The organism is Micrococcus sp. KT16 (assembly GCF_003315015.1).
GTDB classification, from domain to species: Bacteria; Actinomycetota; Actinomycetes; order Actinomycetales; family Micrococcaceae; genus Micrococcus; species Micrococcus luteus.
Genome location: NZ_QNRG01000003.1, coordinates 213,145 through 226,522, shown reverse-complemented (window position 1 = coordinate 226,522; position 13,378 = coordinate 213,145). Strand labels below are relative to the sequence as shown.

Sequence of the window (13,378 nt, the reverse complement as noted above, 5' to 3'; positions counted from 1 at the left end):
AGAGTGCCGGTATGACCCAGCACACCTCCGAGGCCGCCGTCGACGGCGCCCGCACCCCGTCCGCCATCGACGCGCTCGCCGAGCGCTACGTGACCGACCTCCTCGCCCTGCATCCGGACACCGCCACCGAGCTCGGCTTCCCGGGCCGAGAGACCGAGTACACGGACTTCTCCCCCGCCGGCGCCCGCGCCGACGACGAGCTCAACGCCCGCCTTCTCGAGGACTTGGCCGCGCTCGAGCCGCAGGACGAGACGGACCGCGTCACGAAGGCGGCCATGCAGGAGCGCATCGGCCTCGAGCGGGAGATCCACGCGACCGGCCGCACCGAGCTGAACAACATCGCCTCCCCCGCCCAGGGCATCCGCGCGGTCTTCGATCTCATGCCCACGGACACCGCGGAGCAGTGGGGCCACATCGCCGGCCGCCTCGAGAACCTGCCGGCCGCCCTGCGCGGCTACACGGAGTCCCTGCTCGCCTCCCGCGACGCCGGCCACGTGGCCGCGGTGCGTCAGGTGGACATCGTGGTGGAGCAGGCCCGCGCCCACGGCGCCGCGGACGGGTTCTTCCCGGGCCTGGTCGAGCGAGCCGAGGCAGCCGACGTCGTGGACGACGCCCTGGCCGCCCGCATCCGCTCCGGCGCGGACGCCGCCGCGCAGGCCTACCGCGACTTCGCGGACACGCTCGAGGCCGAGCTGCGCCCGCACGCCCCGGAGGCGGACGGCGTCGGGATCGACTACTACCGGCTGGCCTCCCGCGTCTTCCTCGGCGCCGAGATCGACCTCGAGGAGACCTACCGCTGGGGCCAGGAGGAGCTGGCCCGCATCATCGCCGCGCAGCAGGCGGACGCCGAGCGCATCCGGCCGGGCGCCACGATCGAGGAGGCGCGCGCGATCCTGGACGCGGACACGGAGCGCACCCTGAAGGGCACCGAGGCCCTGCGCACATGGATGCAGCGGCTCTCCGACGACGCGGTCGAGGCCATGAAGGAGCACTTCGAGATCCCGGCCCCGATGGACCGGCTCGAGTGCATGATCGCCCCCACCCAGGAGGGCGGCATCTACTACACCGGCCCCTCGGACGACTTCTCCCGGCCCGGCCGCATGTGGTGGTCCGTGCCCCCGGGCGAGGACGAGTTCACCACGTGGGCGGAGACCACCACGGTCTACCACGAGGGCGTGCCGGGCCATCACCTGCAGATCGCCACCGCCATGATGAACCGGGCGAACCTCAACCTGTGGCGCCGCAGCTTCTGCTGGACGTCCGGCCACGGCGAGGGCTGGGCGCTGTACGCGGAGAAGCTCATGGAGGAGCTCGGCTTCCTCGACGACCCGGGCGACCACCTCGGCATGCTGGACATGCAGCGCATGCGCGCGGCCCGCGTCGTGTTCGACATCGGCTACCACTGCGGCTTCGACGCCCCCGAGTCCGAGGGCGGCGGCGCGTGGACCCCGGAGAAGGGCTACGCGTTCCTGGCCAAGCACCTGAGGATCTCCGAGGGCCAGCGCCGCTTCGAGTTCACGCGCTACCTCGGCTGGCCGGGGCAGGCGCCGGCCTACAAGGTGGGCCAGCGCATCTGGGAGCAGATCCGCGCCGAGCACGAGCAGGCCGAGGGCGCCGACTTCGACCTCAAGGCCTTCCACACGCGCGCCTTGCGCCTGGGCGGCATGGGCCTGGACACCCTGCGGGAGGCGCTCGCGTGATCCCGCACGACGACGGCGCGGCCGACCCCGGCACGGGCCTGCGACTGGTGCTCGGCTCGGCCTCCCCCGGCCGAGCGGAGGTCCTGACCCGGGCGCGGGTGCCGTTCCGCGTCGTCGTCTCGGGGGTGGACGAGGCGGCCGTGGGCGCGGCGGCGGGCGACCCGTCGCCGGCGGAGCTGGCGGGCCTGCTGGCTCAGGCCAAGGGCCGCGACGTGGCCGCCCGGGTGGCGGCCGCCGGCGTCGAGGCCCCCACGCTCGTGCTCGGCTGCGACTCCGTGTTCGAGTTCGACGGCCGCGCCCACGGCAAGCCCTACGAGCCCGAGGTCGCCGTCGAGCGCTGGCGCGCCCAGGCCGGCCGGGAGGGCGTGCTGCATTCGGGCCACTGGCTGGGCCTGGTGCTGCCGGAGCCCGGGGTCGGGTCCGGGATGGCCGCGGAGGCGGGCGTGGTGTCCGCCGTCGTGCGCTTCGGCGCCGTCACCGAGGCCGAGATCCAGGCCTACGTGGCCACGGGCGAGCCGCTGCACTGCGCGGGCGCGTTCACGGTGGACGGCGCGGGCGCGGCCCTCGTGGACGGCGTGGACGGGGACCCCAACGCGGTGATCGGGCTGTCCGTGGCGTGGCTGCGGCGGGCCGCGGCGGCCCTGGGCCAGGACTTCACCCGGTTGTGGGAAGCCTCCAACGCGCAGCGCTGATCCGGCGCGACAGGGCCGCGTACCTCGGAGGGTTCCGCCACAACGAGTAGGGTGCTGGTCAGAGTCGGCGCCGTCCCGCGCCTTTCGCCCCACCGGGTGAGGGGCACGACCCCGGACGTGGCGCCCGCACCCCCAGCCGTGATCGTCCGAGGAGTCCATCGCCCATGAGCATCGCCGACGCACCGCAGGCCTCGGTCGTCCCGCCCGTCGACCCCGCGGCGGAGCGCCGGTTCTCCCGGGTGCTGATCGCCAACCGCGGCGAGATCGCCGTGCGCATCATCCGGGCCTGCCAGGACGAGGGGCTGACCTCCGTGGCCGTCTACGCCGAGCCGGACCGGGACGCCCTGCACGTGACGCTCGCGGACGAGGCCGTGGCCCTCGGCGGGGAGACCGCCGCCGACTCCTATCTGGTGATCGGCAAGATCCTCGACGCCGCCGAGCGCGCGGGCGCGGACGCCGTGCACCCCGGCTACGGCTTCCTCTCCGAGAACGCGGATTTCGCGCGCGCCGTGGCCGACGCCGGCCTCGTGTGGATCGGCCCGCCCGCCGAGGCGATCGACCGGCTGGGCGACAAGGTCTCGGCCCGCCAGCTGGCCACCAAGGTCGGCGCCCCGCTGGCGCCGGGCACCACCTCCCCCGTGACCGGCACGGAGGAGGTCGTCGCGTTCGCGGACGAGTTCGGCCTGCCGGTGGCCATCAAGGCGGCCTACGGCGGCGGCGGCCGCGGCATCAAGGTGGCCCGCACGCGCGAGGAGATCCCCGAGTTCTACGAGTCCGCGGTCCGTGAGGCCGTGGCCGCGTTCGGCCGGGGCGAGTGCTTCGTGGAGCGGTTCCTGGACAAGCCGCGCCACGTGGAGACGCAGTGCCTGGCGGACGTGCACGGCGACGTCGTCGTGATCTCCACCCGCGACTGCTCGCTGCAGCGCCGCAACCAGAAGCTCGTGGAGGAGGCCCCGGCGCCGTTCCTCACGGACGAGCAGAACGCCCGCCTCGTGGAGTCCTCCAGGGCGATCCTGCAGGAGGCCGGCTACGTCGGCGCGGGCACGTGCGAGTTCCTCGTGGGCCAGGACGGCACCATCTCCTTCCTCGAGGTGAACACGCGCCTGCAGGTGGAGCACCCGGTCTCCGAGGAGATCACCGGCATCGACCTCGTGCGCGAGCAGTTCCGCCTGGCCCGTGGCGAGGCCCTCGGCTACACGGACCCGCAGCCCCGCGGCCACTCGATCGAGTTCCGTCTCAACGGCGAGGACCCGGGCCGCAACTTCCTGCCCGCCCCCGGTCGGCTCACCACCTTCCGCATGCCCAGCGGCCCGGGCGTGCGCGTGGACGCCGGCGTGGTGGAGGGCGAGACCGTCTCCGGGGCCTTCGACTCCATGGTCGCCAAGCTGATCGTCACCGGCGCGGACCGCCGCCAGGCCCTGCAGCGTGCCGCTCGCGCCCTGCGCGAGGCCGAGATCGTCGGCATGCCTTCGGTACTGCCCTTCCACCGCGCCGTGGTGCGCGACCCCGCCTTCGCGCCCGAGATCGCCGGCTCGGAGGAGCCGTTCTCGGTGCACACCCGGTGGATCGAGACGGAGTTCGCGAACCGCATCGAGCCGAGCGCCCTCATCCCGGCCGAGCCGGCCCCCCGCGAGGCGCGCCACACCGTGACCGTGGAGGTCAACGGCAAGCGCGTGGACGTCACCCTGCCCACGTGGGGCGAGGCCCTGCACACGATCTCCGGCGCCGCCCAGCGGGCCGGTGCGGGACGACGCCGGCCCCGCGGCAAGCGCGGCGCACCGGTGGCCGCGGCCGTCAGCACGGACGCGCTGACCGCCCCGATGCAGGGCACCGTGGTGAAGGTCGCCGCCGAGAACGGCCAGACCGTGGCCGAGGGCGACCTGATCGTGGTCATGGAGGCCATGAAGATGGAGCAGCCGCTCACGGCCCACCGCGCGGGCGTCGTCAGCGGGCTCGAGGTCGAGCCGGGCCAGACGGTCACGGCCGGCACGGTGATCGCCACCATCGCCGACGCGGAGTGAGCCGCCGGCGACGACGGCGGGGAGCACCGGCGTCGTGGGCTGGTTCCACATGGTGGACGACGGGGACATGACTCTCGCAGATCGGCGCGACGAGGCTTAACCTGACACGCATCTTCGTCTCACATCGTGGTCGTTCGCGACCCCCTGTGCCCGTCATACCAGGGAGACACCATGCCCCACTCCACCCCGCCCGCGAACCCGGGCGCCCCCACCGATCTCACGTCGGACGCGGTCGCCGCTGCGGAGGAGGTGCCCCGCTCGCGGGTCATCATCGCCTCGCTCGTGGGCACCTCGATCGAGTTCTACGACTTCTACATCTACGCCACGGCGGCGGTCTCGGTGTTCCCGCTGATCTTCTTCGCGGGCGGTGACGACAACACGGCCCTGCTGGCCTCCATGGCCACCTTCGGCGCGGCGTTCGTCGCCCGGCCGCTGGGCGCCGTCGTCTTCGGCCATCTGGGCGACCGCGTGGGCCGCAAGACCACGCTCATCGGCTCGCTGCTGACCATGGGCATCGCGACGTTCCTCATCGGCCTGCTGCCCACGTACTTCCAGATCGGCCTGTGGGCGCCGGCCATGCTGACGCTGCTGCGCTTCTTCCAGGGCCTGGGGCTCGGCGGCGAGTGGTCCGGCGCCGCCCTGCTGGCCACCGAGTACGCCAAGGACGGCAAGCGCGCGCAGGCGGCCATGTGGCCGCAGCTCGGCGCGCCGATCGGCTTCCTGCTGGCCAACGGCCTGTTCCTCACGCTCGTGCTCGGCTTCGACCACGACTCCACGAGCCCGGTGCTCGACGGCCCGTTCCTCACGTGGGTGTGGCGCCTGCCGTTCCTGCTCTCGATCGTGATGGTGGCCGTGGGCCTCTACGTCCGCGTCAAGCTCGAGGAGACCCCGGTCTTCCAGCGCGCCCTCGACCGCGACCAGCGTGTGAAGGCGCCGCTGGGCGAGGTGTTCCGCCGCAACTGGTGGGAGCTGATCCTGGGCACCTTCGTCATGTACGCCACCTACGTGCTCTTCTACCTGATGACCACGTGGATCCTCTCCTACGCGATCGGCAAGCCGGCCAACGGCTTCCTGGGTGTCCCCTACGCCGAGTTCCTCGTGCTGCAGCTGGTCGGCATCCTGTTCTTCGCGGCGTTCGTGCCGGTCTCCGGCCTGCTGGCGGACCGCTTCGGCCGCCGCCCCACCCTGATCGTGATCTCGGTGCTCATGGTGGTGTTCGGCCTCTCGTTCGGCCTGTGGCTCGCGCCGGCGAACATGGGCGTGGGTGCGGAACTGAACGTGCCGCTGATGCTGACGTTCCTGGCCACCGGCATGACGCTCATGGGCCTGACCTTCGGGCCGATGTCCGCGGTGCTGCCTGAGCTGTTCCCCACGAACACCCGATACACCGGCTCCGGCATCGCGTACAACGTGTCCTCGATCCTCGGCGCAGCGCTGACCCCGTTCATCGCCGCCTGGCTGGTGCAGAAGTTCGATGTCGCCTACGTCGGCTACTACCTGGCCGCCGCCTCGGCGATCACCGTCATCGCGCTGGCCCTCTCCCCCGAGACCCGACACACGGACCTCGACACCGTCACCTCGGCCCGCGAGCGTCGCGCCGCGCGCTGACCCCGGCCGGCCCCCGGCGCTCCCCCCGCGCCCACGCCCGCACTTTCGAACGTGACATCGGGGGAATGGACGCTTTCGGTCGTGAGATAGGCCCTATCTCACGACCGAAAGTCGTCTCTGGGTCAGATGCGCACGTGCAGGCGGCGCGCCGCCTCCGCGATCGACCCGGACATGGACGGGTACACGGTGAAGGTGTCCGCGAGGTCGTCCACGTGCAGCTTGTGCGTGACCGCGAGCGCGAGCGCGTAGATCAGCTCGGAGGCGCGCGGCGAGACCACCACGCCGCCGATCACGGTGCCGGAGCCCTGACGGGCGAAGATCTTCACGAACCCCTCCTCCGCGCCGGACATCTTGGCGCGGGGGTTGGTGTGGAAGTCCAGGCGCAGCACGTCCGCCTGGTACTGGCCGGAGTCCACCTGCGCCTGCGTGACGCCCACGGTGGCGATCTCCGGCGAGGTGAAGATGTTCGAGGCCAGCAGGTGCGGGCGCAGCGGCTTGAGGGCGTCGCCGAGCAGGTGGGCGACGGCGATGCGCCCCTGCATGGCCGCCACCGAGGCGAGGGCGAGCTTGCCCGTGCAGTCGCCCGCCGCGTAGATGCTCGGCACGGACGTGCGGGAGACGCCGTCCACGAGCACGTGGCCGGAGCCGGTCAGCTTCACGCCCACGTCGTCGAGGCCGAGGCCCGCCGTGTTCGGCACGCCGCCGACGGCGACGAGGGCGTGGGAGCCCTCGATCGACGGGGTGTCCTCGGCGCCCTCGCCGGAGAGGTGCACGCGCACGCCGGTCTCGGTCCGCTCGACGGCCTCGGCGCGGGAGCGGGCGATCACCCTGAGGCCGTTGCCCTCGAAGACCTTCTCGAGCAGTTCGGCGGCGTCGGCGTCCTCGCCGGGGAGCACGCGGTCGCGCGAGGAGACGAGGGTGACCTTGGCGCCGAGGCGGTTGTAGGCCGAGGCGAACTCGGCGCCGGTGACGCCGGAGCCCACGACGATCAGGTGCTCGGGCAGCTCCTTGAGGTTGTAGACCTGCTTCCAGTTGAAGATCCGCTCGCCGTCCGGGACGGCGGTGGGCAGCTCGCGGGGGCTCGCGCCGACGGCCACGAGGATCGCGTCCGAGGTGATGATCTCGGGCTCGGCGCCGGCGTCGGCGTCGTCGAGGGCGCGGACGGACACCTCGTGGGGGCCGACGACGCGGCCCACGCCGTCGATCACCCGGACGCCGACCCGCTCGAGGCCCGCGCGGATGTCCGAGGACTGCTCGTGGGCCAGGTTCAGGATGCGGCGGCCGACCTGGCCCATGTCCGCGTGGACCTCGGCCCCGCCGAGATCGACGCCCAGGTCCACGGAGGCGCCCACGCGGCGCATCGAGTCGGCGGCGGCGATCAGCGTCTTGGAGGGGACCACGTCCGTGAGGACGGCCGCGCCGCCCAACCCCTGGCGCTCGACCAGGGTCACGCGGGCGCCCAGCTTCGCGGCCACCATGGCGGCCTCGTAGCCGCCGGGGCCGCCGCCGATGATGGTCAGGGACGGGATGAAGGTGCTGTTTTCCTCGGTCACGGGCTCCATTGTGTCCGCCGCGGACGGGAAAGTCCTAGCCCGCGCTCACGGGACACCGCCTAGACTCCACGACGTGACCGACCAGACCAGCATCCCCTCCCCCGACTCCCCCTTGACCGGCGACCATCCGGGCTTCGCCGAGGCCCGCGCGGCCGCCGACACCATCGCCCGGGCGACGGGCGTGGCGGAGCACCGCGTCGCCGTCGTCCTCGGCTCCGGCTGGGGCGAGGCCGCCGGCCTGATCGGCGACGAGGTCGCCGCCGTGCCGCTGGCCGAGGTGCCCGGCTTCCACGCCCCGAAGGTGCCCGGCCACAACGCGGTGATCCGCTCGGTCCGGCTGCCGGACGGCACGCACGCCCTCGTCTTCGGCTCGCGCACGCACTTCTACGAGTCCCGCGACGCCCAGGCCGTGGCGCACACCGTCCGCACCGCCGCCGCCGCCGGGGCGCGCACCGTGGTGCTGACCAACGGCTGTGGCGGGCTGGACCCGGAGATCGCCCCGGGCACCCCCGTCCTGATCGCGGACCACATCAACCTCACCGGCGCCACCCCGCTCGTCGGCGCCACGTTCGTGGACCTGACCGACCTCTACTCCCCGCGGCTGCGTGCGATCGCCCGTGAGGTGGACCCGTCCCTGCGCGAGGGCGTGTACGTCCAGTTCGCCGGCCCGCAGTACGAGACCCCCGCCGAGGTGCGGATGGCGCGCACCCTCGGCGGCGACCTCGTCGGCATGTCCACGGCATTGGACGCGATCGCGGCCCGTCACGCCGGGCTGGAGGTGTTCGGCATCTCGCTGGTGACCAACCTCGGCGCCGGCATCTCGGAGACGCCGCTGTCCCACGCCGAGGTCGTCGAGGCCGGCCAGGCCGCCGGCCCGCGCATCGCGCGTCTGCTCGCGGACATCGTGGGGCGGCTCTGATGCCCGCGCATCCCTCGCACGACGACGTCGCCGCGCTCCCGGAGGACGTCCTCGCCCGGGCTGAGCGGTGGGCGGCGGAGGACCCCGATCCCGCGCACCGGGACACCCTGCGCGCCGAGCTCGACGCGGCCGCCGGCGTCGGCCCGGAGGCCGCGGCCGCCCGGGCGGCGCTCGCCGCCCGCTTCGCCGGGCCGCTCGCCTTCGGCACCGCCGGCCTGCGCGCCGAGGAGGGCCCGGGCGAGTCCCGCATGAACCGGCTCGTGGTGCGCCGCACCGCGGCGGGTCTGGCCGCCCACCTGTGGGACGGCGTCGGACGGGACGCGGCCCCGCCGCTGGCCGTCGTCGGGTACGACGCGCGGCGCGGCTCGGCCGCCTTCGCCGCGGACACGGCCGCCGTCCTGACGGCCGCGGGCGTGCAGACCGTCCTGCTGCCGGACCCGCTGCCGACGCCGGTGCTCGCCTTCGCGGTGCGCCATCTCAGCGCGGACGCGGGCGTGATGGTCACGGCCAGCCACAACCCGCCCGCGGACAACGGTTACAAGGTCTACCTCGGCGGGCGGCTCACGGACGAGGCGGGCCGGGGGGCGCAGATCGTCTCCCCCGCGGACGCGCAGATCGCCGCCCGCATCGACCACGCGGCGTGGGCCGCGGATATCCCGCTCGCCGACGACGGCTGGACCGTGGCCGGGCCGGACCTGCTGGAGGCCTACCGTGCGGCGGCCCTCGGCGTGCTCGACGACGACCGGCACGGCCACCGCGACCTGCGCGTGGTCTACACGCCCCTGCACGGAGTGGGCGGCGCCGTGGTCCCGGGCCTGCTCGAGGACGCCGGCTTCGGCCCCGTCCACGTGGTGGCCGAGCAGGCCGCCCCGGACCCGGCCTTCCCCACGGTGGCGTTCCCCAACCCGGAGGAGCCGGGGGCGATGGACCTCGCCCTCGCCCTGGCCGCCGAGGTGGACGCGGACCTGGTGATCGCCAACGACCCCGACGCCGACCGCCTGGCCCTGGCCGCGCCCGTCACCGACGCGGACGGCGTCCGCACGTGGCGGATGCTCTCGGGCGACGCCGTCGGGACGCTGCTGGGCGCGCACGCGATGCCGGCCCTGCACGCGGCCGGCCGCAGCGCCGCGAACTCCGTGGTCTCCTCCCCGCAGCTGGCCGCCCTGGCGGAGGCGAACGGGGTGAGGCACCACGTCACGCTGACCGGCTTCAAGTGGATCTCCCGCGCCCCGGACCTCGGCTTCGGCTACGAGGAGGCCCTCGGCTACTGCGTGGACCCGGACATGGTGCGGGACAAGGACGGCATCACGGCCGCCCTCATGGCCGCGGAGCTGGCCGCCGCCCTCACAGCGCAGGGACGCGGCCTGATGGACGCCCTGGCCGACGTCGACGCGGTCACCGGCGCCATGCCCAGCGCCCAGGTCTCGGTCCGCGTGGCGGACCTGTCCCTGATCGCCCGCACCATGACGGCCCTGCGTCAGCAGGCGCCGGCCACGCTCGCGGGGGAACCGGTCACCGTGCGCCGGGACCTGGCCGCCGGCGGGGACGGGCTGCCGCCGACGGACGCACTGCTGTTCGCCACCGACTCCGGCACCCGCGTCCTCGTGCGCCCCTCCGGCACCGAGCCGAAGCTCAAGTGCTACCTCGGCACCCGGGACGCCGACCCGGCCGCGGCCGCCGAGCGGCTCGAGGCGCTGCGCGCCGAGGTGACGGCCCTCGTGGGCGGCTGAGCCTCGGTAGGCTGGCGGACATGACCGTCTCCCTCACCACCGCCGAGCTGGCGAAGTACATCGACGCGACCGCCCTGAAGGCCGACACCTCGGAGGCGGACGTGCGCCGCCTCGTGGCCGAGTCCCGCGAGGCCGGGGTCAAGAGCGTCTGCATCAACCCCGTGTGGGTGCCGCTGGTGGCCGCCGAGCTCGCGGGCTCGGACGTGCTGACCTGCACCGTGATCGGCTTCCCCCTCGGCGCCAACGCCTCGGAGGTCAAGGCCTTCGAGGCCCGGCAGGCGATCGACGCCGGCGCGGACGAGGTGGACATGGTCCTCGACGTCGCCGCGGCCCGTGCCGGGGACCGCGACCGGCTCGTCGCGGACGTCCGCGCCGTGGCCGAGGCCGCGCACGCGGATGGCCCCGCGGGCGACGGCGGGGCGCTGCTCAAGGTGATCGTGGAGACCGCCCTGCTGGACGACGACGCGATCGTCCTGGCCTGCGAGGCCGCGGTCGAGGCCGGGGCGGACTTCGTGAAGACCTCCACGGGCTTCTCCACCGCGGGCGCCACCGTCGAGCACGTCGCGCTGATGCGCCGCACCGTGGGCGAAGGCATCGGCGTGAAGGCCTCCGGCGGGGTGCGCACCCGCGCGGACGCCCTGGCGATGATCGAGGCCGGCGCCACCCGGATCGGGGCCAGCTCCGCGCTTGCTATCCTGGGATCCGACTGACTCGCATCACTTCGGCCGGGCGTCCGCCCCGGCCGGGACCGCACCGAAGGAGCATCACGTGATCCGCAACGGCAAGGCCATCGACCACTCCAACGTGGGCGGCGTCTGGGGTTCCCTGATCGCCTTCATCGTCGCCTTCGGCGCGTTCCTCGGCTGCCTCTACGCCATGGGCTTCTGGTCGCTCGAGTCGGTCTGGATCCCCGGCCTGATCGCGCTGGCCCTGGCCACTGTGGCCTTCATGATCCCCAAGGCGTTCCTGGGCCGCAGCGACACCGTGGACACCACCGCCATCCACACCCGTCCCGTCGTCGAGCACGCCGCCTCCGGCGCCCACGCCGTCGAGACCGGCGCCGCGCACCGCTGAGCCGTCCCGGAGCCGAGGATCGCTGACACAGGTCGTCCGGCCGCCGCGCGCCGAAGGGCGTCCACCCGCAACACGGGGGTGGACGCCCTTCGGCTTGTCTCCATCGCGGCGGTGGTGCTGGGTCACGCGTACCTGACGGACCTCACCTTCAGCCGGTACCTGGAGATCTGGCGGATGCCGCTGTTCTTCTTCCTCACCGGCTACTTCTGGACGCGCGGCCGCCCCTGGGCCACGGACGTGCGGGGCCGCTTCCGGAGCCTGATGGTGCCGTACCTGGTGTGGGCGGCGCTCATGTCCGTGGCCGCGTTCGCGTGGTTCGCCGACGACCCCGACCTCCTGAGGCGCCTGATGATCACCGGCTGGTACGGGGGCGCGGACCAGGAGCCCCCGTGGTGGGCGTTCTGGTTCATCTCCGTCCTGTTCTTCACCACGGTGCTGCGCCGATTCCTCGAGCGCTTCCCGTCCGCCGTCGCCTGGGCCGTGGGCCTGGCCGGGCTGGCGTGGGCCCACTTCGTGCCGGACTCCGCGATCGCCCGCACGCCACTGGGCGTCGGGCTGGCCCTGCCCTGCCTGCTGTTCGTCCTCAGCGGCGAAACGTTCCGCCGCCGCGTCCAGCCGCACGTGCGGCGCCATCGGACGCTCATCGGCGTCGGCCTGGTGCTGCTCGGTCTGGTCGCGGTCCGGCTGGGCCTGGAGCCGCCCAACATCAAGTTCGGCGGCTTCGGCACGCCGGTGCTCACCCCCGCCGTGGGCGTCCTGATGTCCGCGGGGATGGTGCTCGTGTTCGGTTCCACGGTGGAGGGACTGCTGCGCTCCTTCGCCCGACGCACCGGGACGGGTCAGGCCCTGCGCCGCGCCATCACCGCCCTGGTCCGGACGGGCACGGTGGTGGTGCTGCTGCACGGCTGGGTGCTGATGTGGGTCACGCGCCACGGCGTGGAGGACAACGCCGCCAAGTTCGCCCTCGCGCTCGCCCTCAGCTGGCTGGCAGGCCTCGCCCTGCTCGCCACCCCCCTGTCCAAGCCGTTCACGGGGGCGCGCCGCCGCTGGCACCCGGTGCACCGCCTGCGACACGTGGAGCCCCCGCACCCCGTCACGTCCGCGCTGCCGCGCGTCCCGACCGCCTCGGAGAGGACACACCCATGAGCAGGGATCATCGCCCCCCGATCCGCAATCCGTTCCTGCCGCCGACGCCGGAGGAGCCCGAGGTGCCGACCCGCGACGGCGGCCACCCGGCGGGTGACGGCGGTGACGCCGGCGCCCCGGCGGCCGCCACGGCGCGGGAGGATCGCCTCGCCGAGTTCCGGCTCGGCCCGGCGTTCCTCCCCCACCCGGCCGACCCCGCCGCGCCGCGGCAGCGTGCGACGCAGGCCGAGCGCGCAGTGGCTCCCGCGACCGCCGCGGCCGCTGAGCCGGCCTCGCCTGCCGCACCGGCCGACCGTGTCCCCGGCCCCGTGCCGAGCGCCCGCGTCCTCGTCGTGTGCACGGGCAACATCTGCCGCTCCGCCTATGTGGAGTACGCGCTGCAGGCGCAGCTCAACGCCCTGCTCGGTGACCGGGGCCGCGCGGAGGTCACGAGCGCGGGCACGGAACCGAACCAGGCGCTGACCGTCCCGGGTCCGCTGCTCGACCTCGCACCGAGCCGCCGAGTCCGCGCCGCGTTGACGCAGCATCGACCGCAGCAGCTGACCGGGCGTTCGCTGGCCGACCAGGACCTCGTCCTGACCGCGACGGACGACCACCTGGACGAGGTGCTGCGCGAGGACCCCGCGGCGGTGCGCCGGACCTTCACGATCCTCGGCATGGGCACCCTCCTGCGCGACCACGGCGAGGAGCTCGCCGCGTCGGTCCCTCCGGGCGCCGGCGTCACCGCGCTCGTGACGGCCCTGGCGGAGCTGCGCTCCCGCCTGATCGCCCACGGGGAGCGACCGGACGCGGATCTGCCGGACCCGTTCCGCGGCCCCGCCGAGGGCTACGCCGCGATGGCGCAGACCGCGCAGCCGATCGTCGAGCTGCTGGCGTGGGAGATCGCCCGGGCCCTCGACGGGGACCTCGTGGAGGAGGAGCCGACGGGCGCCTGA

11 protein-coding genes are annotated in these 13,378 nt (G+C 74.0%); 10 read left to right on the top strand and 1 reads right to left on the bottom strand.

Annotation, left to right across the window (positions count from 1 at the left end; all coding sequences use genetic code 11):
• Nucleotides 1-11: 11 nt before the first annotated feature.
• The 4 genes from DE149_RS04475 to DE149_RS04460 all read left to right on the top strand — a co-directional run bounded on the left by DE149_RS04475 (nucleotide 12) and on the right by DE149_RS04460 (nucleotide 6,021).
• Nucleotides 12-1,700, top strand: a complete 1,689-nt coding sequence (locus DE149_RS04475; protein WP_113914044.1) for a DUF885 domain-containing protein — start codon at nucleotides 12-14, stop codon at nucleotides 1,698-1,700.
• Nucleotides 1,697-2,392: a nucleoside triphosphate pyrophosphatase gene (locus tag DE149_RS04470; protein WP_113914043.1), complete on the top strand. Its 696-nt coding sequence runs from the start codon at nucleotides 1,697-1,699 to the stop codon at nucleotides 2,390-2,392. The genes DE149_RS04475 and DE149_RS04470 overlap by 4 nt, the downstream gene beginning before the upstream one ends.
• A 164-nt stretch (nucleotides 2,393-2,556) precedes the next feature.
• Entirely contained in the window at nucleotides 2,557-4,413 is a 1,857-nt protein-coding gene (locus DE149_RS04465; protein WP_113914042.1) for a biotin carboxylase N-terminal domain-containing protein, read from the top strand.
• Between the two features lie 171 nt (nucleotides 4,414-4,584).
• Nucleotides 4,585-6,021, top strand: coding sequence for an MFS transporter (locus tag DE149_RS04460; RefSeq protein ID WP_113914041.1), 1,437 nt, complete (start codon nucleotides 4,585-4,587; stop codon nucleotides 6,019-6,021).
• 122 nt (nucleotides 6,022-6,143) lie between these two features.
• Here the strand turns inward: DE149_RS04460 and DE149_RS04455 are convergent, their stop codons facing one another.
• The gene (locus DE149_RS04455; protein ID WP_113914081.1) at nucleotides 6,144-7,574 is read right to left on the bottom strand and encodes an NAD(P)H-quinone dehydrogenase; all 1,431 of its coding nucleotides are present in this window, start codon (nucleotides 7,572-7,574) and stop codon (nucleotides 6,144-6,146) included.
• Nucleotides 7,575-7,647: 73 nt separating this feature from the next.
• Between DE149_RS04455 and DE149_RS04450 the strand changes: the two genes are divergently transcribed.
• From DE149_RS04450 to DE149_RS04425, 6 genes are all read left to right on the top strand, one after another.
• Entirely contained in the window at nucleotides 7,648-8,493 is an 846-nt protein-coding gene (locus DE149_RS04450; RefSeq protein WP_044659714.1) for a purine-nucleoside phosphorylase, read from the top strand.
• The gene (locus DE149_RS04445; RefSeq protein ID WP_113914040.1) at nucleotides 8,493-10,223 is read left to right on the top strand and encodes a phospho-sugar mutase; all 1,731 of its coding nucleotides are present in this window, start codon (nucleotides 8,493-8,495) and stop codon (nucleotides 10,221-10,223) included. Before DE149_RS04450 ends, DE149_RS04445 begins: the two co-directional genes overlap by 1 nt.
• Before the next feature lie 20 nt (nucleotides 10,224-10,243).
• Nucleotides 10,244-10,933, top strand: a complete 690-nt coding sequence (gene deoC / locus DE149_RS04440; protein ID WP_036317356.1) for a deoxyribose-phosphate aldolase — start codon at nucleotides 10,244-10,246, stop codon at nucleotides 10,931-10,933.
• Between the two features lie 58 nt (nucleotides 10,934-10,991).
• Entirely contained in the window at nucleotides 10,992-11,297 is a 306-nt protein-coding gene (locus DE149_RS04435) for a hypothetical protein (protein WP_036317357.1), read from the top strand.
• Nucleotides 11,298-11,375: 78 nt separating this feature from the next.
• The gene (locus DE149_RS04430) at nucleotides 11,376-12,443 is read left to right on the top strand and encodes an acyltransferase family protein (protein ID WP_113914039.1); all 1,068 of its coding nucleotides are present in this window, start codon (nucleotides 11,376-11,378) and stop codon (nucleotides 12,441-12,443) included.
• The gene (locus DE149_RS04425; protein ID WP_113914038.1) at nucleotides 12,440-13,378 is read left to right on the top strand and encodes a low molecular weight phosphatase family protein; all 939 of its coding nucleotides are present in this window, start codon (nucleotides 12,440-12,442) and stop codon (nucleotides 13,376-13,378) included. The genes DE149_RS04430 and DE149_RS04425 overlap by 4 nt, the downstream gene beginning before the upstream one ends.

Excerpts from the sequence above, each read along its gene's own strand:
- DE149_RS04445 (WP_113914040.1), top strand. The coding sequence starts at position 8,493 with ATGCCCGCGCATCCCTCGCACGACGACGTCGCCGCGCTCCCGGAGGAC.
- DE149_RS04475 (WP_113914044.1), top strand. The coding sequence starts at position 12 with ATGACCCAGCACACCTCCGAGGCCGCCGTCGACGGCGCCCGCACCCCG.
- DE149_RS04465 (WP_113914042.1), top strand. The coding sequence starts at position 2,557 with ATGAGCATCGCCGACGCACCGCAGGCCTCGGTCGTCCCGCCCGTCGAC.
- DE149_RS04460 (WP_113914041.1), top strand. The coding sequence starts at position 4,585 with ATGCCCCACTCCACCCCGCCCGCGAACCCGGGCGCCCCCACCGATCTC.
- deoC (WP_036317356.1), top strand. The coding sequence starts at position 10,244 with ATGACCGTCTCCCTCACCACCGCCGAGCTGGCGAAGTACATCGACGCG.
- DE149_RS04425 (WP_113914038.1), top strand. The coding sequence starts at position 12,440 with ATGAGCAGGGATCATCGCCCCCCGATCCGCAATCCGTTCCTGCCGCCG.